This is a genomic window from Photobacterium sp. WH24 (assembly GCF_019204055.1).
Lineage (GTDB): Bacteria > Pseudomonadota > Gammaproteobacteria > Enterobacterales > Vibrionaceae > Photobacterium > Photobacterium arenosum.
Genome location: NZ_JAGSOZ010000017.1, coordinates 37,959 through 59,852 on the forward strand (window position 1 = coordinate 37,959; position 21,894 = coordinate 59,852).

The following is a 21,894-nucleotide window of genomic DNA, read 5'->3' on the forward strand; positions in this document are numbered from 1 at the left end:
TAGACTTTAGGATGAGTGTGCGCTGTCATGGCTTTTTCTGTGTATTTGCATTGGCTTACATTATTTTCCGCCAGGCTGGTTGGAGGAGTGGCGAGCAAAAAACTCACAAGGGCGAGGTCAGAGCGGGCAGATCCCCGTGCTTGAGCCGGACATAGATCAGGGCGGCGGTAATACTGTCCTGCAAGGCATCGTGCCGCTCGGGGTGCGGCAGTCCCAAATGACGGCTGATGGCTTCAAGGCTCAGATCGTAACAGGTATTGGGCAACTGGCGCTCAAGCTGCTCATGGTACAGGTGGCTGACTTCTACCAGTTTATTGGGCAGGGCAAAGCCGAACAGACGCTTGAAATAGCGGTCGAGAATCGCCTTGTCATAACGGATGTGGTAGCCGACCAGGGGCCGGTTGCCGATGAACTCAAGCAGCAGGGTCAGGGCCTCTCTGGGCGCCAGGCCGAGACTGAGATCCTGATGGCGCATTTTGTGGATGGTGACCGAGGCCGCACTCAGGCTATCGGGTGGACTCAGGGTCAGATACAGTGACTCACTGGTCAGAATCCGATTAGCTTTGATGCGGGTGGCCGCGATAGTCACCAGCTCTGCGCTGGCGGGATCCAGGCTGGTGGTTTCACAGTCAACCGACACCAGCTCATCGCCGCTATAGCGCTGAAACAGGGTGTGTATCGGGTGATGGCGGAATTTGTACTGATACCACCAACGACGCAGAATATTCATTTCATCTCACCATTCCTTAGTATCAGTCTCTGAGCTGGTAGTGATAGCCGAGCCATTCTTTAAATTTTTTCACCACATGCAGGCTGTGTCGCAAGAGATCACGTTCTGCCCGGCTGAGTGTGGCCAGATCCAGCAGATGATGCTGTCCGGCTGAGGCCGAGTCCGGTGGCAGGCTGAGCTGCTGGCGCAGCCTGAGACGGATGAAAAGTTTCAGTGCTTCGCTCAGATTGGACGCCGTACTCGGCTCCAGCACCTGGCGCTGTTCCAGCACGGCCAGGCGGCGAAAGGTGTTGGTGTCTGTCACGTCGTGTTCGAGTGCCAGGGTTCTGATGCCGTGAACAATCGGGAAAATACCGCCACGTTTGATGTCCGGTCCGCTTTTACCGCGTTTGATCTGGCCGAACAGGGTCAGGGGGACGCTGAACTTGAGCGCCGGGCGGGCAAAGGTTGCCAGCAGTAATTCCTGACTGCTGAGTCTTTGATGCAGGCGGTTTTTGACCGGTGCCAGCAGTTGCCTGTTACCGGCAACGGCCTGAGCATCCGCCAGGATCGCCAGCGTCATCATGGCGGCTTCATCCCCTTTATCGCAGCATGTTTGCAGGGTGTGTTGCCAGCCGGAGACACTCTGGACCCAGTCCGGATTATTGACCATGACTTTTCCGGGGCAGGGCGGGTAGCCGAGCTGACACAGGGTGTCGCTCAGTTGCGCCATTACAGTCCGGCACTCGGGCCAGTCGACGCCATCAGCGAGGATCAGGGCGTTATCCTGATCGGTTTTCAGAATTTGCTCACCGCGGCCTTCTGAGCCCAGCACCAACAGGCAACAGAGCGGCTGCCATTGCTCAGGCACCACCAGCTGAAACGCTTTTTCAATAATCTGTTCATTAATACTGGCAATCAGATCCATCAAAAAACGGGTATGAATGCCGTTGTTGAACAGTGTCTCTACCAGTGCCTGCTGGCTGGCTGCCGCCAGTGCCAGTTCCTCTATGCGGGTGGCGCGGGCAATACGCAGCGCCAGTACATGGGAATGGGTGGAAAACAGGCTCAGTACCTGAGTCATATCCAGCATACCGGCGATATCATTGCCCTGTGTGACCAGCACGCGTTTGACCTTGTGCCGGGTCATGGTAATCATGGCCTTGAACAGATATGCACCCAGTTCAATGCTGATCACCGGTGAGGAAGCTATCTGGCCGACCGCTGTGTCGGCAGTCCGATTATCCAGCATCACGGCGTGCAGCAGATCGGTGCGGGTGACAATGCCAAACCTGTGTTCGGCCTGCTCAGTCGTGTCATCCACTAGGGTAAAAGCCGCGTCACAGTTGCGCTGGCGCATGTGTTCGGTGGCAGTACGCAGATCTGTGCCGGCTGGCAGGATCAGACAGGGCTGAATGTTGTCCTGGCGGACACGGGTCAGAATAAATTCTGCCAGATTCTGTTGCTGATGGGTCTGTTCAAGCAGTTGCTGCCGGGTGGCCAGATCGCTGTTGAAATAAGCCGCGAATGCCGGATTCTGCTGGCACAGCGCGGTAAAATGGGCCTGAGGGAGCAGGTAGCACAGCGTATCTTCTGTGGCCCGGTACTGATGGCGGCTGTGGCCGCTGAACTGGGCACGCACATCAAAAAGGTCATCTGTGGTGTAGTGGGCATAGTGCTCTTGCCGGTCAGCCGAGGTTTCTTCCACGCTGCCTTTGATTATGATGTGCAGCGACTGGCAGGGATCGCCGGCCCGGATGATTACCCCACCGCTGCGAAAATATGCCACATCCAGCGCTTTGAGCAGTGCGTCCTGCTGGCTGCCATCCAGCCGGTCAAAAGGGATCAGTGACGTATTAAAGGTATCCGGCATTACTCTCTCACTTTGTGGTGCTAGCGCGGGTGGCGCGGGTGTGCACAGTGGTGATGGTGACTCCTCTGCTAAGCAGTGTCGCCCAGTGCCCGCTTTTGCTCCAGCCGACTTTAGTCTAGGGGACGACCAAACCGCTGTTGTGCGGTTAAAGGCGGGATAATGTACGGTTTCAGGGCCAATAACGTTGCTGCCGCCTTTCCTGCCATGTGCTGGACAGGCATAATGGCGACCATTTTCATGCAGCAGGGTTTTGGGATGTTAAGAAGTAGCCCGTTTGGCTGGACAGCGCAGTATATGTTCGGCTTTTACTTTAACTATGGCGTGTATCTGCCGTTTTGGGCCGTCTGGCTGAATTCTCTGGGCATACCAGCCGGTGATATCGGCGTGTTGCTGGGCCTGGGCCTGGGGGTGCGCTGCTTTGCCAATATGGTGCTGACGCCCAGGGTGCACCAGGTGGAGCATCTGTTGCCGGCGTTGCGCTGGCTGGCGGTACTCAGTTTGATCTGCTGCGTGTCATTTGTGATGGTCAGCGGCAATTTGATCGCACTGACAGCCGTGATTGTGCTGTTTAATATTCTCGTCGGGCCGGTGATCCCGCTGACAGACAGTTTGGCTAATTATTACGCCAAACATGGGCATTTAGACTATGGTCGAACCCGGCTGTGGGGATCGATCGCTTTTATTGTCGGTTCGACCATAGCCGGTATGGCGGCTGCCGAGTTTGGCGCGGCGGTGATCCCCTGGGTGGCGGTTGGCGGGCTGGCTGCCGCCCTGTTATTGTCATTGCGCCAACCAACTGTATTGCCAAGCGAAGCCACCACAGTACGTCAGCCCCGGCCTCCGTTACTGGGGATTCTGCGCGATAAACGGGTGATGCGTTTTCTGATCATTGTGGCCCTGCTGCAGGGAAGCCACGCCGCGTATTACAGCTTCAGCGCCATGTACTGGAAAACGATCGGTTACAGCGAAGCGGTGAGTGGTTATTTGTGGAGTTTCAGTGTGATCGCTGAGGTTGCGGTGTTTGCACTCAGCAAGCGGTTGTTTGCCGGCTGGAGTGTGGCAGCCATGTTCCGGCTGGCGGCGGCGGGTGTCTTGTTGCGCTGGGGACTGACCGCGACCATGACAGAACTGCCGATGCTGGTGCTGACGCAGGCGCTGCATGGGGTGACCTTTGCGGCGGCGCATCTGGCGGCGATTCGTTATATCCAGCATGCGCAAAGCCACCAGATGGTTGCCCTGCAGGCGCTGTACAATGCCTTGCCGCTGGGCGCGGTAATGGCGGCGCTGACCACCCTGAGCGGCTGGGGATACGGCTGGTGGGGAGCCGATGTGTTCTGGCTGATGGCTGTGATGGGGCTGCCGGTATTGCTGATGAAAATTGATGAATCGCCTCAGGCGGAACGGGCAGCGGCGCGCGAAGTGCATTAAGTCATACAGCCTGGCCGGTGAGATGTGACCTGCCGGACGGATACTCACCCGAGAGTGAGGTACACTCGGCCCCAGGCACGGGGCCGAATCAGGGAACATTTTTCAGGGAGATCCTATGGAGCAGGGATGGATAGTCGTGCCGGTATCACTGGCCTATCTTGGGCTATTGTTTCTTATTGCCTGGTACGGCGATAAACATGCCGGATGGATGTCCCGCTGGCGCCCCTGGATATACAGTCTGTCGATTGCGGTCTATTGCACTTCCTGGACGTTTTACGGCACTGTCGGTCAGGCCAGCCGGGATCTGTGGTCGTTTCTGCCGATATATCTGGCGCCCATTCTGGTCTTCACCTTTGGCTGGCGTATTTTTGCCCGCCTGATTCTGATCGCCAAGCGCGAGCATATTACCTCGATTGCCGATTTTATCGCCGCCCGCTATGGCAAGTCTCAGGGGCTGGCGGTACTGGTCACCCTGATTGCCACTGCCGGTATTCTGCCTTATATCGCCCTGCAGTTGCGGGGGATCACCATGGGGCTGGCCCAGGTTGCCCCGGATCTGACCCGCAACAGTATGCTCAATGACGGTGATATCGCCTGGCTGGTGACACTGGCGCTGGCCGCATTTACTGTGCTGTTCGGCACCCGTCATCTCGATACCACTGAGCACCATCGCGGCATGATGATGGCGGTGGCGTTTGAATCTTTGATCAAACTGGCGGCCTTTCTGGTGGTGGGGCTGTTTGTCATGCTGTTGTGGTGGGACATACCGGCACTGGAACTGAGCCAGCTGGACGTGTCTGTGCTGCCATCCATGGATATCAATGCCGGCAGTTTTATTATTCATACCTTGCTGACCATGACGGCGATCATCTGTCTGCCGCGCCAGTTCCATACGACTGTGGTGGAAAATACCCACGCCCCGGATCTGCATCTCGCCCGCCGGGTATTCCCTGTGTATCTGTTACTGATGGGAATATTTGTGATTCCGCTGGCACTGGCCGGAAAAGTGCTGCTGCCGGATGTCGCAGCCGATACCTATGTGATCAACCTGCCTTTGCTGCAAGGGGCTGACACCATCGCCTTGCTGGCTTTTCTGGGCGGCACCTCAGCGGCCAGCGGCATGGTGATTGTCTCGACCATAGCACTGGCCATTATGGCATCCAACGATCTGGTGCTGCCGTTGTTGCTGCGCCGGCTGCGAGTGTCGAGCCGTAACCATGCGGCGTTTTCCGGACTGCTGCTCAATATCCGCCGCGGCCTGATTCTGCTGCTGCTGCTGGCGGCCTGGGGCTTCCATGAAGTGCTGGATGAAATCGAATCGCTGTCGGCGATCGGGTTGTTATCCTTTGCGGCGATTGCCCAGTTCGCACCGGCGTTGCTGGGGGGGATTTACTGGCGCGAAGGCAACCGCAACGGTGTCTATGCCGGTATGCTGGGCGGCACCGCGCTGTGGGTGATCACCCTGATGAGCCAGACGGGTATGCTGGCCGGCAGTGCCGACACTAACCTGTTGCTGTGGTTGCTGACACCCCCGGCTCTGCCGGTACTGAGCGAGTTGACCACAGTGGACTGGGGCATGCTGATCAGTCTGACGACCAACCTGCTGCTATACGTTCTGGTGTCTATGGTGACCCGCTCATCACTGACAGAGCGCCTGCAGGCGGCCACTTTTGTCGGCGCCCCCATGCCGGAGGCCGATGACGCCCGTCTGTACCAGGCCAGAGTGACAGTGTCTGAGCTTGAACTCCTGGCGGCGCGGTTTGTCGGCCGCAAGCGGATGCGTCAGGCCTTCACTCACTTTGCCCAGCAACACCAGTTTAATTTTCAGCCCCAGCAGCAGGCGCCGGCCAGCCTGATTCGCCATACCGAACGGGTACTGGCGGGGGTTTTTGGCGCCTCTTCGGCCCGCCTAGTGCTGACCTCTGCGTTGCAGGGGCGCAACATGCAGCTGGAAGAAGTGGCCACCATAGTCGATGAAGCTTCTGAATTGTTTGATTTCAGCCGCGGACTGCTGCAAGGCGCCATTGAGCACATCAGCCAGGGGATTGCCGTAGTGGATAAACAGCTGCGGCTGGTGGCCTGGAACCAGCGTTATCTGGAACTGTTTTCTTTCCCGCCCGGTTTGATTCAGGTCGGGCGGCCGATTGCGGATGTGATCCGCCATAACGCGCGTCTGGGTTTGTGCGGACCGGGGGATCCTGAAGTCCATGTCGCCAAGCGGGTAAAGCACCTGCAGCACGGCACGGCACATACCTCTTCCCGGATCCGGCCGGACGGGCGGGTGATTGAAGTGCAGGGTAATCCGATGCCGGGGGGCGGCTTCGTCATGAGCTTTACCGATATCACGGCATTTCGTCAGGCAGAGGAAGCGCTCAAAGAAGCCAATGAAAATCTGGAGGCCAGGGTGCGGCAGCGAACGCAAGAGCTGGAACAGCTGAACCGCCGGCTGGTCTCGGCTACTCAGCATGCCGAGCAGCAGGCACACTCGAAAAGCCGCTTTCTGGCCGCGGTCAGCCACGATCTGATGCAGCCGCTCAATGCGGCCCGTCTGTTTTCATCGTCGCTGTCTGAGGTGGCCAAGGATGAAGAAAGCACAAAACTGGCACACCATATCGAAAGTGCCCTGGGGGCTGCGGAAGATTTGATTGGTGATTTGCTCGATGTATCGCGTCTGGAGGCCGGAAAACTGCAGGTCAATGTCCACGTTTTCCCGCTCAGTGATGTGTTCAATAATCTTAATGCCGAGTTCAGTGCGCTGGCAAAACAGCAGGGTATAGATTTTTCCGTGGTAGACAGCAAGGCCCTGGTGCATTCCGATCCTAAGCTGCTGCGCCGGGCGCTGCAAAACTTCCTGACTAATGCTTTTCGCTATAACCCTGGCGGTAAAGTGCTGCTGGGTGTTAGGCGGGTTGGCAGCCAGCTCAGGATAGAAGTCTGGGATAACGGCCCCGGAATACCGCAAGAGAAACAGGCCAATATTTTTGATGAGTTCACCCGTATAGACCGCGGACGCGGGGATCACGGTCTTGGTCTCGGGCTGGCAATTGCCCGGGGGATCAGCCGGGTGATGGATCATCCGTTGTCATTGCGGTCCTGGCTGGGCGAGGGGACAGTGTTCGCACTGTCTGTGCGCCGGGGGCAGGCGATGCATCTGCCGAAAGAAAAACCGCAGGCAGCGCCGGAACAGCCGTTGCCACTGTACGGCACCCGGGTGCTCTGTGTCGACAATGAGAAAGACATACTGACAGGTATGGAAAGTCTGCTGAACCGCTGGGGATGTGACATCCGGCTGGCGGAATCTGTGTCGGCCGCGCTGGAGCAATGTCATGATGGCTGGATACCAGATGTCATTTTCAGTGACTATCACCTGACTGAACTGGAAACGGGGCTGGATGTACTGATCCAGTGTGAAGCCAAGCTGGGAGAGGTGTTTAAAGGTGTGATCATCAGTGCCGACCGATTGCCGGAAAACCAGCAAACGATCCGCAGTAAAGGCTTTGCCTTTATCAGTAAGCCGGTGAAACCGCTGAAACTGCGCTCTTTGCTGAACCAGTACGCGCAGGCCAGGATCAGTTGAAGCCGTTTGCTCTCTTTTCTGTATCCATCCAGTGGATCTTTGCTTTCGCGGGATGAGGGAAGGGGTTTCACTCAGTGGCTTAACTGTCATTCTGCGCACAAAAAAACGGAGCCATCATGGCTCCGTCAGCGAGCGGGGTTTCCCCCATTTGTTGCTACTGAGTGTTGTTATTATGTCGGTGTTGTTTAGTGGCTGTGAGCTTCACCAGACCCTTTCGGATAACGGATAGATTCCACCAGCTCCTGTACATCTTCCGGGACTTCTGCCGTGAACTTGTTCACGACAATTGATACCACAAAGTTCACACACATACCCAGTGTACCAATTCCTTCAGGACTGATGCCGAACCACCAGTTGTCCGGGGTGCTGGCCGCAGGGTTGATGAACTTGAAGTAAATGATGTAAGCCGCGGTGAACAGGATACCGCTCAGCATACCGGCGATAGCGCCTTCTTTATTCATCTTCTTGTAGAAGATGCCCATGATAATCGCCGGGAAGAAGGACGATGCCGCCAGACCGAAGGCGAAGGCTACCACCTGTGCCACAAAGCCTGGTGGGTTAATCCCCAGATAGCCAGCACCGATAATGGCCAGCGCTGCCCCTATCCGGGCCGCCCTCAGCTCCTGTTTATCCGTCATATTGGGTTTGAAGCCTTTCTTGAGCAGGTCATGCGCCACCGAAGTGGAAATCACCAGCAGCAAACCGGCCGCCGTCGACAGTGCCGCGGCCAGACCACCCGCTGCCAGCAGGGCAACAACCCAGTTTGGCAGTTTGGCCAGCTCAGGACTTGCCAGTACTATGATGTCACGGTTGATGTTCATCTCGTTACGCTCATCGCCAGAGTAGAACATTTTGCCGTCGCCATTCTTGTCTTCCCAGGCTACCAGACCGGTTTTCTCCCAGTTGGTTACCCAGCTTGGTGCTTGTTCTGCCGCGACACCCTGCATGTCCGGACCATTTAAGGTTTCAAACATATTGATACGGGCAAACGCTGCCACAGCTGGCGCCGTGGTGTACAGGAAGGCAATGAACAGCAGTGCCCAACCAGCAGAAATACGGGCATCTTTTACGCGAGGTACGGTGAAGAAACGGATGATCACGTGCGGCAGACCCGCCGTACCTACCATCAGAGCCGCGGTGATGAAGAACACATCTACCATGCTCTTGGAGCCGTCGATGTAGGAGGTGAAGCCCAGTTCGGTACTCAGCCCTTCCAGCTTGTCCATCAGGTAGACATCCGTCCCACTGATGGTCGAACCGAAGCCGATTTGCGGAATCGCAGAGCCGGTGACCATGATAGAGGTGAAGATGGCAGGAACCATGAAGGCAAAGATCAGCACGCAGTACTGTGCAACCTGGGTATAGGTAATGCCTTTCATGCCGCCCATGACCGCATAGAAGAACACGATAGCCATACCAATAATGATACCGACGTTAATGTCGACTTCCAGGAAGCGGGCAAAAACCACGCCCACGCCACGCATTTGTCCTGCTACATAGGTGAAAGAAACAAAGATGGCACAGAACACAGCTACCATACGGGCAGTGCGGGAGTAATAACGGTCGCCGATGAAGTCTGGCACAGTGAACTTGCCGAATTTACGCAGGTAAGGGGCAAGGCACAGTGCCAGCAGCACATAACCGCCGGTCCAGCCCATCAGGTACACGCCGCCGTCATAGCCGGCGAACGAAATGATACCTGCCATAGAAATGAACGAAGCGGCAGACATCCAGTCAGCAGCAGTCGCCATGCCGTTAGCAACAGGGTGGACACCACCGCCGGCCACGTAGAACTCGCTGGTAGATCCGGCGCGGGACCAGATTGCGATCCCGATATAGAGTGCGAAAGACAGACCAACCAGTATGAAGGTCCAGGTTTGAATATCCATGAGTGACTACTCCCTTAATCCTCGTGAACGTTGAATTTGCGGTCCAGCGCATTCATCTTGTAGACATAGACAAATATCAATGCGACAAAGATGTAAATGGAACCTTGTTGTGAAAACCAGAAACCGAGCTTAAAGCCGCCCAGCTGAAACTGGTTCAGGACATCCACAAACAACACACCGGCCCCGTATGACACGAGGAACCAGATGGCAAGCAAAGAACCCATAATCGTCAGGTTCTCCTTCCAGTAGGCTTGCGCTTGCTCCTTGGATTCAAACGCCATGGTCATCTCCTTACTATGGTCAGTCATTTTTCAGTTATAAAAATGTTACGTGATGACAATAGCAAGCTTATTGAAGACGCACAGTGCAACTTTAGTCGGGCAAAAAACCATCAAATGTCAGCTAAATTTAGAAAGTTAGTGATATGACTCAAGAAAAATGGGATGTTAAATTGCTGTTAAGTTAGCCGAAAGTATAAGGCGGTCAGCAGATAAAGATCAGGCGGTTACCATGACTCCGTTCCGAATATTCGCGGGCGAAACAGTGTTTGGTAAGCGTTAAATACTGGCAATGTCGGGGAATTGTTTACATATAGTTTTCTTAATGTCGCTGTATATTAGGGCAAAATACAGGAGCAACCGGTTTGTTAGCAGGTTGCTGAATTAATAATAATCTTTGGAGGATGAGTGGACGCGATTACCATTAACGGTTTTTTTCTGGTTGGCGCTTTACTGATTGCGTTAAGTGTTCTCCTGAGCCCGGTATCATCCAAATTAGGCATTCCAATTCTGCTGGTGTTTCTGATCGTCGGCATGATGGCCGGTGAAGACGGCCCGGGCGGTATCTTGTTTGATGATTATTCTGTGGCGTATCTGGTCAGTAACCTGGCGCTGGCGATTATTCTGCTTGATGGCGGCATGCGGACCCGGGTGGCCAGTTTCCGGGTCGCCTTATGGCCCTCCGTGGCGCTGGCCATCTTAGGGGTAGCGATCACTACCGCGCTGACCGGCCTGATGGCAACCTGGTTGTTTGATCTGGAGCCGCTGCAGGGCATTCTGGTTGGCGCGATTGTCGGCTCTACCGATGCCGCGGCGGTGTTTTCCCTGCTCAAAGGGCGTAGCCTGAATGAGCGGGTAGGCTCGACCCTGGAGATTGAATCGGGCACCAATGATCCCATGGCGGTGTTTCTGACCGTGACCCTGATTGCGGTGCTCAGCAGCCAGGGAACTGAGTTCAGCGCCGGTTTTCTGGCCCTGAGTTTCGTCAAGCAGTTTGGCATAGGTGCCATCGCCGGACTGGCGGGAGGCTGGCTGTTGTGGCGCCTGATTAATCGTAATCATCTGCCAGAGGGGCTGTACTCAATTCTGGCGGTCAGCGGCGGATTGATGATCTTTGCCATTTCAAACACCTTGGGCGGCAGCGGTATTTTATCCATCTATCTGGTGGGGTTGCTGCTGGGTAATCGTCCGACCCGCTGCCGTCATTCTATTCTCAATGTGCTGGATGGCATGACCTGGCTCAGCCAGATTTGTATGTTCCTGGTGCTAGGGCTGCTGGTCACCCCGTCAAATCTGATTGCGATTGCACTGCCCGGACTGGCATTGGCGTTCGGGATGATTGTCTTTGCCCGTCCGATATCGGTCTGGATCAGCCTGCTGCCGTTTCGCAGCTTCACGGCACGGGAAAAATGGTTTATTTCCTGGGTGGGCCTGCGCGGCGCCGTGCCCATTATCCTGGCGGTTTTTCCTATGATGGCCGGACTGCCCAATGCTCAGTTGTATTTCAATCTGGCTTTTTTCGTGGTCATGGTATCGCTGATCCTGCAGGGGGGAACCCTGACCAAAGCCATGTCGCTGGCCAAAGTCGAGCTGCCGCCTCGTCCCGAACCTGTGTTCCGCACCGGGGTGGAAGTGTTTCCAACCAGTGAGTGGGAGCTGTTTGTCTACAAAATGAAAGCCGATAAGTGGTGTATCGGTGAGCCTTTACGTAACTTGTCACTCCCGCTGGGCACCCGGATTGCGGCTGTGTTCCGCGAGCAGCAATTGCTGCACCCATCGGGCAGTACCCGGCTGGAAGAGGGGGATACCTTGTGTGTGCTGGCGCAGGAGAAAGATCTGGAAGCCCTGAGTCAGCTGTTCAGTGAAGCCCCAGAGAAAGCCGAGTTGGCGCGTTTCTTTGGTGACTTTTTTCTGGATGCCGAAGCCCGGCTGGCTGATGTCGCCATCGCTTATGGTCTGGAGTTAGGGGAAGTCAATCCAGCCATGACACTGAAAGATCTGGTTATTCAGCATCTGGGAACCAATCAGGTACTGGGGGATAACTTTGAGTGGAATGGCTTGCATTGGGTGGTGGCAGATATCGCCGACTGGCAGGTCACTAAGGTCGGCTTACGCCTGCCAGAAGAAGAGGCGGAACAAGGTGATAACGGTGAGTGATCACTTACTCGTCACTGAGCTCATTTAACAGGATAACCGCTTGAGTGCGGTTTTTTACCCCGAGCTTACGGAAAATGGCTGTCATGTGCGCCTTGATGGTGGCTTCAGAGACATTGAGCTCGTAGGCGATCTGCTTGTTGAGCAGGCCATCGGACAGCATGCACAGGACCTTGTACTGTTGCGGAGTCAGGGTGGCGATGCGGGCCGCCAGTGCATCCAGCTCGGGGTTGTCTTCATCTTCACCGATACCCGGCGGAAAATAAGGTTCTCCGTCCAGCACCTGATTCAGTGCGCTGATAAGTTCACGCATATCGCTGGATTTGGGAATAAAGCCAAAAGCACCGTGATGACGGACCTGACGGATGACGGAAGCTTCTTCATTGGCAGACACCACCACGACCGGCAGTTCCGGGTGCTGGGCGCGAAGCTGGATCAGACCGGACATGCCGTTGGCACCCGGCATTTTTAAATCCAGCAGCAAAAGATCAACATCCGGTTCTTTATCAAGCAGCTGTAACAGTGTATCGAGAGAATCTGCTTCCAGCAGATTGGCCTTGCTGACCGCCATGTGTACTGACTGAAACAGGGCGTTTCGAAACAGCGGGTGGTCATCGGCAATGACTATAGTGTACTGAGCGTCCATGACATTAAGCTTCTTGTTTTTCCTAACGCTAGCATTGCTGAAATGCCAGATCAATTTGTTCCCCCCCAAGATACGAACTGGATCCGTTCCCGTGTGTATTTGGGGGGTATTTTATGCTTTAAGAGAATACTTTTCTGCTTACTGGCCTATCAGCTGGTTGGCTTTCAGGTGATCGAGAAAGGGCTCAGCTTCAACGAAACCGGTCAGGCGGGCTTTCGGAGCCTGTTCACCATCAGCATGCCAGAAATCCAGCGTCGGCAGACCCAGCACATTCATCTTTTGCAGCAGCTTGATGTCGTCCGGATTCGTGTCGGTGACGTCGGCCTGCAACAGGACGAAACGCTGTAATTCTGGCGCCACGCTGGCATCGTGGAAAGTGTACTTATCGAACTCTTTGCAGGCGACACACCAGTCAGCGTAAAAATCCAGCATCACAGGTTTACCTTCGGCTTTGGCCTGAGCCAGCGCTGAATTGAGTTCATCCATACTGGCCACGCGCTGGAAGCTGATCTCTGGCGCGTTCTGCTGCACGGTTTGTGGCTGAGTGCCTGTCAGTCCCTGATAGACGGGCTGCAGGGAAACGAGCAGACCAATAATGGCGATGACACCCACCAGACTGCTGCGCCAGGAATGGGCCATACCTTGTTTCACATGGTACAACCAACCGAAGGCACCCAGTCCGAATGCGGCCCATAAATACGGCATCAGGTTTGCGGGCAGAATGCGTTCCAGCAGGAACAGCGGCACAGCCAGCAGCACCAGGCCGAAGAATATTTTAACGCTGTCCATCCAGGCGCCTGCTTTCGGCAGCAGGCGGTTACCGAACATGGCGACCAGCATCAGCGGGATCCCCATCCCCATCGCCAGAGCGTACAGTGCGACCGCGCCAGTCAGTAAGTCGCCGCTTTGGGCAACGTAAATCAAGGCGCCGGACAAGGGCGCTGTGGTGCACGGCGAGCAAACCAGTCCGGAAATGGCGCCCATCGCAAATACGCCGCCGAGCTGGCCGCCTTTCTGCTGATTGCTCAGCTGATTCAGCCAGGTCTGCACACTGGAAGGGAGTTGCAGATTGTAGACGCCGAACATAGACAATGCCAATACGACAAAGAGAATGCTCAGGCCAATCAGGACATAAGGATGTTGCAAGGCAGCCTGAAACTGCATGCCCGCCGAAGCGACCACTAACCCCAGTAAGGTGTAAGTCAGTGCCATACCCTGGACATAGGTGAAAGCCAGAGTGAACGTGCGTCCGCTGCTGAGCTGGCCACGGCCCAACACGATACCGGTCAGGATCGGGTACATAGGCAGCACACAGGGCGTGAACGCCAGCCCTATGCCCAGCGCCAGAAACAGCAGCGGCGTCCACCACTGCTGCGCCAGATCGCTGGCCAGTTGATCCTGCTGGCTCAGTGGCGCACTGCTGCTGAGCGGTTGTCCGGCTGAGCCGGATGATGCCACTGTTGCTGTTTGATTGTCAGTGCTTACTATCAGCTTGGCTTTGACCGGCTCCTGGCCAGACAACGGCGTACCCGCGGCGGAGGCGGTAGCAAACAGAGGCACCTCGCGGGTTTCGGGGGGATAACAGAAACCGGCCTTGGCACAGCCCTGATAACGGACGGTCAGGGTCGCGTTGTCACTGGCCTGTACAATGGGCACTGTGAGTGAGAGAGATTCAGGGTATATCTGTACCTCGCCGAAAAACTCATCTTTGTAGGGTGTGCCTGCCGGCAAACGGATATCGCCTATGGTTGCCCCGTTTGCCACCACAGAAAACTGATGCTGATACAGGTAGTAACCCGGTTTGACCTGCCAGTCGAGCACCAGTTGATCGGTGTTCTGCGAAAAGTTAAAGGCAAAGGCCTGATCAACAGGGACAAAACTGTTCTGACTCGATGAACCTGTCAGCCCCGGCAGAGAAAATTCCGCCCGCAGCGGCAGGCTGAGTATCAGCAGGCAGAAGACAAATAAACGCGTAATGGGCAAGTGTCGCAGTATAGTCATCGGATTCGGGCTCGTTCAGTCTCGGGTCATAGGCTTGAAGATGGCGCTTTCATGTTGCCAATATACCCCATATGGGGACTATGTGTCAGACCCGAGAAATCAGGCAGAGTTTCATTGTCTGTGTTCTCAGGCAATTATAGCTCCCGGCAGGCTTGGCGAAGTGCACTAACCGCTGTTGGTTTCGGAGCCTCAGCCGAGTCAGCGGCAAAAAATCGATGCAGAAAAGGTGATCCAGCTAAAAGCCTCTGCTGCTATGGTTGAAAATCAGGGCAATCTCGCCATCATAGTCGGCATCTTTACGCAATGCGGCTGCAGCTCAACTGTGGACAGCCGTTTCCTCAATAATCGCCAGCCTTATATAAGGGGTGTTTGTGTTTCCGGTACTTTTGTTTTTATTCATTCTGGTTCCCATCATAGAGATCGCCCTGTTTGTACAGGTTGGCGGTGTCATTGGTCTGTGGCCGACCCTGTTGCTGGTACTGCTGACGGCCGTGGTCGGCGCTTCACTGGTTCGCAGCCAGGGTTTTGCGACCCTTATGTCGGTGCAGGACAGGCTAAATAAAGGGGAATTGCCCGCCCAGCAAATTGTGGAAGGTGTGATGCTGGCGGTAGCCGGTGTGCTGCTGCTGACACCGGGCTTTATGACTGACGCTATGGGGCTGGTGGTGTTACTGCCCGGGCCTCGTGCCGCGCTGGCGAAGTTTCTGATGACTAAAGTGAAAGTGCAGAGCATGCATCAGAGCGGCTTTGGCGGTGGCTTTGGTCCGCAAGGGCCGTTTTCAGACCGCGATCCATTCCACCGCGATCAAAACGGTGATGTATTTGACGGCGAATATGAGCGCAAAGACAAAGACGAGAAAGAGAAGAAAGACAAATCAGATGACGATGATCAGCACCGGCTGCACTGAGTGATTTGTTAGGTTGTTGATTTAAATGAAATAAATGTCATTCCCGCGTAGGCGGGAATCCATTAAACGCGCAACTGTCAGCGGCAGCTATCGCGAGCGTGAAGACGAGCCCGCGTCATGTTGGTGCCCTGAACTGACATGTTGCCGGTGCAGCCTGCGTACATACCCCAGTGCCGCCAGACCGCACAGCAGATTGGCTACGGCGATCCCGGTAAATAATCCTTCAGTACCATTTAACCGGCTGCCAACCCAGGCTGCCGGCAGCAACAAACCGAACAGACGGATCAGATTCCACAACAGTGCCTGAAAGGACAGATGCATGGCATTCAGGGCATTGATCAATTGCATGCACACGGCCAGCAATCCGTAGCTGGCCGGTACCAGTATCAGGTAATGCCAAAGCTGGGTCTGCACCGCTTCATCCTGGCTGAACATGAGCGATATGGGCCAGCTCAGCGGCACCATCATCACAAACACCAGCAACTGAAAGCCCAACGCGAATTTCATGGCCGTGAACAGGGCATCAAAGGCCCGTCTGGGCTGTTTTGCGCCGAAATTCTGCGCCATGAAAGGCATCAGGGCTGAACTCAGGGCGAACATGACCAGCATCAGCAACGATTCCACCCGTATAGCCGCGCCATAGGCTGCGACAGAGGCGGTGCCCTGGCTGGCCAGCAAGACCATCACCAGGGCATTGGATAAAGGTGCCAGGGCGTTGGACAGCCCGGCCGGGGTCCCTATGTGCAGTATCTGTCGCCAGTCGGCAACGATCAGCCGGAGATCCGGTATCGCCAGCAGCTTTTCGCGCACAATCAATATCCGTAACGACCAGACTAATGCAAACGCCCAGCTAACGCCGCTTGAAATGGCCGCGCCGCGCACTCCCAGTTCCGGAAAAGGGCCGTAGCCAAAAATCAGCAGGGGATCGAGCACGCCGTTGATCACTCCGGCCAGCATCATGATTTTTGCCGGCGATTTCGCATCGCCTGTAGCCCGGATAGCACTGTTACCGGCCATGGGAATGACCAGCAGCGGGATCGCCAGATACCAGACTTCCATATAGTCATGAATAATCGGCAGCAGGCTGTCTTCGGCGCCCAGCAGGCGGAACAGCGGATTGATGGTCAGCAGTCCGGCGATTACAGCGAGGATCACCAACAGCAATGCTAGTAACAAACCATGGCTGGAGACTCTGGCCGCCGCCTGGCTGCTACCGCTGCCCAGCAGGCGGCCAATGCAGGCTGATAACCCGACGCCCACGCCCATGGTGATGGAGTTGATGGCAAACGTGACCGGAAAGGTGAAACTGACTGCCGCCAGAGCCTGGGTACCCAGCAAAGCAATGAAAAAGGTATCGACCAGATTAAACATCAGGATAGCGACCATGCCAAACACCATAGGGATGGTCAGGCGTCGCAGGACTTCCGGGATAGGATCGGACAGTAAACCGTGTTTATCAGGTCGTACAGTTTGGGTCATAAGGCTCTCAGGTCTGTCTTTGCCTGCACACCCTAATGCAAAGAATGTGATCGGGCAAAAAATCTGGCACAAAAAGTAAAAAAAATCATCGTCAGGACTTGGGTTCCAGAAAAACGACCCAACATGTCTAAGTATCAGTTTTGGCGGGATGGAACCAAACACCGTCCTGCTTTCTAACAACCCATAAATATTACCAAAATCAGGAGAGACGACCCGATGAATATTCGTCCTTTACATGACCGAGTGATCGTTGAGCGCCAGGAAGTTGAATCAAAATCTGCTGGTGGCATCGTTCTGACTGGTTCTGCTGCAGAAAAATCGACCCGCGGTACAGTTTTAGCTGTAGGCAAGGGCCGCATTCTGGAGAATGGTTCTGTGCAGCCATTGGACGTTAAGGTTGGCGACAGCGTTATTTTCGCTGAAGGTTATGCCACCAAGTCTGAGAAGATCGACGGTAAAGAAGTTCTCATCATGTCTGAAAATGACATCTTGGCAATCGTTGAATAATCCATTCACTTTGAATTAAGAATTAAGAAAGGAAGATAAACATGGCTGCTAAAGACGTAAAATTCGGTAACGATGCTCGCGTAAAAATGCTGGAAGGTGTCAACGTTCTGGCCGATGCCGTAAAAGTCACCCTGGGTCCTAAAGGCCGTAACGTCGTACTGGACAAATCATTCGGTGCGCCGGTTATCACTAAAGATGGCGTTTCTGTTGCGCGTGAAATTGAACTGGAAGATAAATTCCAGAACATGGGCGCACAAATGGTGAAAGAAGTGGCGTCTCAGGCCAATGACGCGGCGGGTGACGGTACAACAACAGCCACTGTACTGGCTCAGGCGATCATCACCGAAGGTTTGAAAGCGGTCGCAGCGGGCATGAACCCGATGGATCTGAAGCGCGGTATCGATAAAGCCGTGATTGCGGCGGTAGAAGAACTGAAAGCGCTGTCTTCTCCTTGTGCAGACAGCAAAGCGATCGCGCAGGTAGGTACTATCTCTGCCAACTCCGATTCTACCGTGGGTAACATCATCGCTGAAGCGATGGAAAAAGTCGGCCGTGACGGCGTTATCACTGTTGAAGAAGGTCAGGCTCTGCATGACGAGCTGGACGTGGTTGAAGGTATGCAGTTCGATCGTGGCTACCTGTCTCCTTACTTCATCAACAACCAGGAAGCAGGCAGTGTCGAGCTGGAAAGCCCGTTCATCCTGCTGGTAGATAAGAAAATCTCTAACATCCGTGAGCTGCTGCCAACTCTGGAAGCGGTGGCGAAAGCCTCTCGTCCTCTGCTGATTATCGCAGAAGATGTTGAAGGCGAAGCACTGGCTACCCTGGTGGTGAACAACATGCGCGGCATTGTGAAAGTGGCGGCGGTGAAAGCACCAGGCTTTGGCGATCGCCGTAAAGCTATGTTGCAGGACATCGCGGTGCTGACTGCCGGTACTGTGATTTCTGAAGAAATCGGCATGGAACTGGATAAAGTGACGCTGGAAGATCTGGGTCAGGCCAAGCGTATCTCTATCACTAAAGAAAACACCACCATCATTGATGGTCATGGTGAAGAAGTGGCGATTCAGGGCCGTGTGACTCAGATCCGTCAGCAAATCGAAGACGCTACCTCTGACTACGACAAAGAGAAACTGCAAGAGCGCGTAGCCAAACTGGCTGGCGGTGTTGCTGTGATCAAAGTCGGTGCGGCGACTGAAGTTGAAATGAAAGAGAAAAAAGACCGCGTCGAAGATGCCCTGCACGCAACCCGTGCTGCGGTTGAAGAAGGCGTGGTTGCCGGTGGTGGTGTTGCTCTGGTTCGTGCAGCCTCTAAAGTGACTAATCTGACTGGCGACAATGAAGAGCAAACTGTCGGTATCCGTGTAGCGCTGCGCGCCATGGAAGCACCACTGCGTCAAATTGTGCGTAACGCGGGCGATGAAGAGTCTGTCGTGGCGAACGAAGTGAAGCGTGGCGAAGGTAACTACGGTTATAACGCGGCCACTGGCGAGTACGGCGACATGCTGGAAATGGGTATCCTGGATCCAACTAAAGTGACCCGTTCTGCACTGCAGTTCGCCGCTTCTGTAGCGGGTCTGATGATCACCACCGAAGCCATGGTCACTGAGCTGCCTAAAGCTGACGCGCCGGACATGAGCGCGGCCATGGGCGGCATGGGTGGTATGGGCGGCATGATGTAATCAGCCCTGTCACCTGCTGAAAAAGATAAAAGAACCCGCCGTATGGCGGGTTCTTTGTTTCTGGCAGGCGAGGTTTCCTCTATCTATTACAGCACATGCGTTCTTTGTCACGGTGACCGATGAGTGGCTGGCTAGGCCATCAGTGACAGCTAGGGCGCCAGTCTGTAACCATGCTGACTATCAGTACAGTTTTGTTATTAGCTTTATTGCATATTTACTACTCAGCCATATCTTTGTGCTTGAGCTTGCTTTAAGACTCTGTGTTTTCAACGGTATTTCAGAGAGAGCACTATGTTGAAACACACTTTGGCGTTGTTAATGGCCGGCTGCGTTCTTGGCACCACGAGTAGTCATGCCGGTGATGCAGAGCAAAGCTTTATTGACCAATATCATATGGATGCTCAGATCCATCAGATCCCGGGCGATCAGATGTTGTCTGACGAGCGTCTCAGTGACATGTTCCGGGCGCAGTCGAGAAGAATGACCATTTGCCGGGGCGACTTCATTCCTGACGGCTATGTCATCACCAGTACTACAGTTAATTTCGATTGCGGCAGCTGGCAGCACAGCGACAATGCCTACATTCTGACTGTAGCGCCGAAGGACGGTTCACGGTTTAACACTTGCGCCGGATATCACAGCCGGGTGTACGATGGCTTTGTGATTATCGCCAACATCTACAATCCGGCCTGTAATTTTGGATCTGGTAACTCAGTCAACGGCAGCACGCAGGTGTATGCCGATAAGTACAGATCCAGTTTCACTGTGTGTGCCAACTCGCCGATTCCTGCCAACTACACCCGCAGCAGACACCATTTTTCTACAAGTTGCCGGGTCGGCATTGGCATGGGGAATAATGCCTATGTAATCACCCGCCAGTAGCGGTTACGGCTTATTCGGTTTTTCAGGCCCGGCCTTCTGGCTCGGGCTTTTTTGATGCTGTGTCAGGGTGCTACATCGTTATGGGTGCGCCACGAGTCAGGTTTCTGCTCTGCGTTTTTTATTTCTCTTATCTTGCTCATCTCTTTTTAGCTGCACGTCATCGCTTGCAGTTTACTGCCTTGCACATTGCTGTCATCGTTGCTCTATCTCTTTGAGGTATAGTTTTTATGCGGTTCATCAATAAGCAGGAATTATCTTAATTGTTAATGATTTAATTTTTTGGTTTATTGCTAGTACATTTTTGATGAGTGGTTTGTTAATTTATTTATCTTCGTCATTTGTATTACCTTTAAATATAGTTGTTATTGGGTGTTTTTAATCTTTTTCTTGGTTTTTCTACTTTTGTTTCGTTCTTTTTATGACGTAGTTTTGTGTTTAATATGTTGATTTTATTGTTTTTTATTTCCTGATTTGTTTATCTTTTAATTTTTTGGTTAATAGCTTTATATTTTTTTCAATTTTATTTTTACCTGCCTTGTCTATTATGAATTCCAACAAGCAATGAGACATTTATTAATCAATCAATTTACTTAAATTAAGGAATGAAAAAATGAACAAGGCAATCAAAGTCGGTATTAATCGCATTGAATTCAGCACCACAGAGAATTATCTCACGCTGGAAAAACTGGCTGAGGCCCATCAGATTGATCCTGCCAAATACCTTTATGGTATAGGTCAGTCAAAAATGGCTGTACCGACGCCGGATGAAGATACCATCTCGATTGCGGCCAATGCGGCGCAGGATGTGCTGAATACTATGACACCGGAAGAAGTGAAAACCATTTCGACACTCATTTTTGCCACTGAAACGGGTGTTGACCAGTCCAAGTCGGGTGCGGCTTATCTGATGGGACTGATTGACATTCACCCCAACTGCCGGGCTTTTGAAGTGAAGCAGGCCTGCTACGGCGGTACGGCCGGATTACAGATGGCTTGCGATATGGTGCGTGCCCGTCCGGATGAGTCAGTGCTGGTTGTGGCCTGCGACATTGCCCGTTATCAGCAAAACACCCCGGGTGAATGCACACAAGGTGCCGGTGCGGTAGCCATGCTGATTACCGCTGACCCGGACATCATTGAGATTGATGCTGAACGCGGCTGCTACAGTGCCGACATCATGGATTTCTGGCGCCCGAACCAGTTCAAACATGCCCTGGTGGACGGCGAGTTGTCGAAAGATGCCTACCTCAATGTGATGACAAGCAGCTATCAAGGCTATCTGGTCAACGGCGGTAAGCCGCTGGATCAGCTCGAATGGCTCTGCTTCCACCAGCCTTTCACTAAGATGGCCAAAAAAGCCTTTGAGCACCTCAGCGCCCAGTATCCTGAGCAGATGGCGGATAAAACCGATGCCGCTTACAGCATCAGCCAGCAATACGGACGTGAAATTGGCAATACCTATACCGCCAGCCTCTACATTGGCCTGCTGTCTCTGCTTGATAACGCTGAGCAGGATTTGACAGGACAGACAATCGGCTTCTTCAGCTATGGCTCAGGGGCGGTGGGTGAATTCTTCTCGGGCACTGTGAATAAGAATTACCGCCAGGCCATTAATACCCTGGCGAATCAGCAAAAGCTGACTGCACGAACCGCGCTCAGCTACGACACCTATTGTCAGTATATGTACCAGCTGCGCGACTACGATCAGGCCAACATTCGCTATAACCCGACTTCCGGCTCGAACTTCAGGCTGGCCGCGATTCACGACAACAAGCGTGTCTATGAACGTGTGCTCGAGCCAATGAGCAAAGCGGCTTAAAGCCAGACATCGCCACTTTTAACATCCAATCAATACCACTATTTGTTTAATAAGGAAGAGTA

Annotated in this window: 15 protein-coding genes; 8 read left to right on the forward strand and 7 right to left on the reverse strand. The window is 54.0% G+C overall.

Annotated features, from left to right (window positions below):
* Positions 1 to 103 precede the first annotated feature (103 nt).
* The gene (locus KCG43_RS17495) at positions 104 to 730 is read right to left on the reverse strand and encodes a 3'-5' exonuclease (RefSeq protein ID WP_218386534.1); all 627 of its coding nucleotides are present in this window, start codon (positions 728 to 730) and stop codon (positions 104 to 106) included.
* 22 nt (positions 731 to 752) lie between these two features.
* The gene (locus tag KCG43_RS17500; protein ID WP_218386536.1) at positions 753 to 2,582 is read right to left on the reverse strand and encodes a DUF294 nucleotidyltransferase-like domain-containing protein; all 1,830 of its coding nucleotides are present in this window, start codon (positions 2,580 to 2,582) and stop codon (positions 753 to 755) included.
* 255 nt (positions 2,583 to 2,837) lie between these two features.
* Between KCG43_RS17500 and KCG43_RS17505 the strand changes: the two genes are divergently transcribed.
* Both KCG43_RS17505 and KCG43_RS17510 read left to right on the forward strand, forming a co-directional pair.
* The gene (locus KCG43_RS17505; protein ID WP_192017373.1) at positions 2,838 to 4,010 is read left to right on the forward strand and encodes a 3-phenylpropionate MFS transporter; all 1,173 of its coding nucleotides are present in this window, start codon (positions 2,838 to 2,840) and stop codon (positions 4,008 to 4,010) included.
* A 115-nt stretch (positions 4,011 to 4,125) separates the two neighbouring features.
* Complete coding sequence (locus tag KCG43_RS17510) at positions 4,126 to 7,587, forward strand: PAS domain-containing hybrid sensor histidine kinase/response regulator (protein WP_218386538.1); 3,462 nt, start codon at positions 4,126 to 4,128, stop codon at positions 7,585 to 7,587.
* Between the two features lie 185 nt (positions 7,588 to 7,772).
* Here KCG43_RS17510 and KCG43_RS17515 read toward each other — a convergent pair whose 3' ends face one another.
* Both KCG43_RS17515 and KCG43_RS17520 read right to left on the reverse strand, forming a co-directional pair.
* Positions 7,773 to 9,476, reverse strand: coding sequence for a sodium:solute symporter family protein (locus KCG43_RS17515; protein ID WP_192017315.1), 1,704 nt, complete (start codon positions 9,474 to 9,476; stop codon positions 7,773 to 7,775).
* Between the two features lie 14 nt (positions 9,477 to 9,490).
* On the reverse strand, positions 9,491 to 9,757 hold the full coding sequence (locus KCG43_RS17520; protein ID WP_192017316.1) for a DUF4212 domain-containing protein: 267 nt from the start codon (positions 9,755 to 9,757) through the stop codon (positions 9,491 to 9,493).
* Between the two features lie 405 nt (positions 9,758 to 10,162).
* Between KCG43_RS17520 and KCG43_RS17525 the strand changes: the two genes are divergently transcribed.
* Entirely contained in the window at positions 10,163 to 11,911 is a 1,749-nt protein-coding gene (locus KCG43_RS17525; protein WP_218386540.1) for a potassium/proton antiporter, read from the forward strand.
* Positions 11,912 to 11,915: 4 nt separating this feature from the next.
* Here the strand turns inward: KCG43_RS17525 and KCG43_RS17530 are convergent, their stop codons facing one another.
* Complete coding sequence (locus KCG43_RS17530; RefSeq protein ID WP_192017318.1) at positions 11,916 to 12,554, reverse strand: response regulator transcription factor; 639 nt, start codon at positions 12,552 to 12,554, stop codon at positions 11,916 to 11,918.
* 138 nt (positions 12,555 to 12,692) lie between these two features.
* Positions 12,693 to 14,555, reverse strand: a complete 1,863-nt coding sequence (locus KCG43_RS17535) for a protein-disulfide reductase DsbD (protein WP_218386542.1) — start codon at positions 14,553 to 14,555, stop codon at positions 12,693 to 12,695.
* A 371-nt stretch (positions 14,556 to 14,926) separates the two neighbouring features.
* Between KCG43_RS17535 and KCG43_RS17540 the strand changes: the two genes are divergently transcribed.
* Complete coding sequence (locus tag KCG43_RS17540) at positions 14,927 to 15,463, forward strand: FxsA family protein (RefSeq protein WP_218386544.1); 537 nt, start codon at positions 14,927 to 14,929, stop codon at positions 15,461 to 15,463.
* Between the two features lie 87 nt (positions 15,464 to 15,550).
* Here the strand turns inward: KCG43_RS17540 and KCG43_RS17545 are convergent, their stop codons facing one another.
* Positions 15,551 to 16,942: an MATE family efflux transporter gene (locus KCG43_RS17545; protein ID WP_218386546.1), complete on the reverse strand. Its 1,392-nt coding sequence runs from the start codon at positions 16,940 to 16,942 to the stop codon at positions 15,551 to 15,553.
* 216 nt (positions 16,943 to 17,158) lie between these two features.
* Here KCG43_RS17545 and KCG43_RS17550 point away from each other — a divergent pair, with 216 nt between their 5' ends.
* From KCG43_RS17550 to KCG43_RS17565, 4 genes are all read left to right on the forward strand, one after another.
* Complete coding sequence (locus KCG43_RS17550; protein WP_027254091.1) at positions 17,159 to 17,449, forward strand: co-chaperone GroES; 291 nt, start codon at positions 17,159 to 17,161, stop codon at positions 17,447 to 17,449.
* Positions 17,450 to 17,490: 41 nt separating this feature from the next.
* Complete coding sequence (gene groL / locus KCG43_RS17555; protein WP_192017322.1) at positions 17,491 to 19,131, forward strand: chaperonin GroEL; 1,641 nt, start codon at positions 17,491 to 17,493, stop codon at positions 19,129 to 19,131.
* Positions 19,132 to 19,422: 291 nt separating this feature from the next.
* The gene (locus tag KCG43_RS17560) at positions 19,423 to 20,013 is read left to right on the forward strand and encodes a hypothetical protein (protein ID WP_218386549.1); all 591 of its coding nucleotides are present in this window, start codon (positions 19,423 to 19,425) and stop codon (positions 20,011 to 20,013) included.
* Positions 20,014 to 20,623: 610 nt separating this feature from the next.
* Positions 20,624 to 21,832 carry a hydroxymethylglutaryl-CoA synthase gene (locus KCG43_RS17565; protein ID WP_218386551.1) on the forward strand — a complete coding sequence of 403 codons (1,209 nt, stop codon included), beginning with the start codon at positions 20,624 to 20,626 and terminating at the stop codon, positions 21,830 to 21,832.
* Positions 21,833 to 21,894: the final 62 nt, after the last annotated feature.